This window comes from Pseudomonas cyclaminis (assembly GCF_015163715.1).
GTDB lineage: Bacteria > Pseudomonadota > Gammaproteobacteria > Pseudomonadales > Pseudomonadaceae > Aquipseudomonas > Aquipseudomonas cyclaminis.
In genome coordinates this window covers 1-1,074 of the sequence record NZ_JADDUM010000300.1, presented here as the reverse complement: position 1 = coordinate 1,074, position 1,074 = coordinate 1, and the positions used below count along the sequence as shown (strand labels likewise).

Genomic DNA, 1,074 nt, shown 5'->3' with positions numbered 1-1,074 from the left:
TTGCCCCGCGCTGGGCTGCGAAGCAGCCCCAAAAACACAGCTCAGGGGCTGCCTGGCACACTGCAGCGCTTCGTTATGTTGGGGCTGCGCGCAGCAGCGCGGGGGGCAAGCCCGCTCACCACAGGTTACTTTTTACCCTTGCGACTTCTTAACTGACCGGCATTAGGGCAAGCCCCCTCTCACATTTTTTTGTGGTGCTGCTAATACCGTATTCCAGGCATAAAAAAACGCCGCGTACCTTGCGATACGCGGCGTTTTTTCACATCAACACCTTAGGCTTGAATCACCGGGATGTTGGCGCTTGCTGCGATCTTGCGGAACTCAGCGATCTGGTCGAAGTTCAGGTAGCGGTAAACGTCGCTGGCCATGGTGTCCAGCTTGGCCGCGTAGCCCATGTACTCTTCGACGGTCGGCAGGCGACCCAGGGTAGAGGCCACTGCCGCCAGCTCAGCCGAAGCCAGGTAGACGTTGGCACCATCACCCAGGCGGTTCGGGAAGTTACGGGTCGAGGTCGACACAACGGTCGAATTCGGCTCTACACGCGCCTGGTTACCCATGCACAGCGAGCAGCCCGGCATTTCCATGCGCGCACCGGCCTTGCCGTAGATGCCGTAGTAGCCTTCTTCGGTCAGTTGGTGAGCGTCCATCTTGGTCGGCGGCGACAGCCACAGACGGGTTGGCAGCTGACCCTTGACCTGTTCCAGCAACTTGCCGGCAGCGCGGAAGTGACCGATGTTGGTCATGCACGAACCGATGAACACTTCGTCGATCTTCTCGCCGGCAACGCTCGACAGCAGACGAGCATCGTCCGGGTCGTTTGGTGCGCAGAGGATCGGCTCGTTGATTTCGGCCAGGTCGATTTCGATGATTTCGGCGTATTCCGCGTCGGCATCGGCTTCCATCAGCTCCGGGTTGGCAACCCAGGCTTCCATCGCTTGGGCACGACGTTCCAGGGTACGTGGATCACCGTAGCCTTCGCCGATCATCCAGCGCAGCAGGGTGATGTTGGAGTTCAGGTACTCGGTGACGGACTCTTTCGACAGCTTGATGGTGCAACCGGCAGCCGAACGTTCG

Annotated in this window: 1 protein-coding gene; it reads right to left on the bottom strand. The window is 59.7% G+C overall.

The genetic code is table 11. From position 1 onward, the window contains the following. Positions 1–272: 272 nt before the first annotated feature. Positions 273–1,074: aconitase family protein (locus tag IQK56_RS28875; protein ID WP_246500306.1), on the bottom strand; the 802-nt coding region annotated here is incomplete at its 5' end.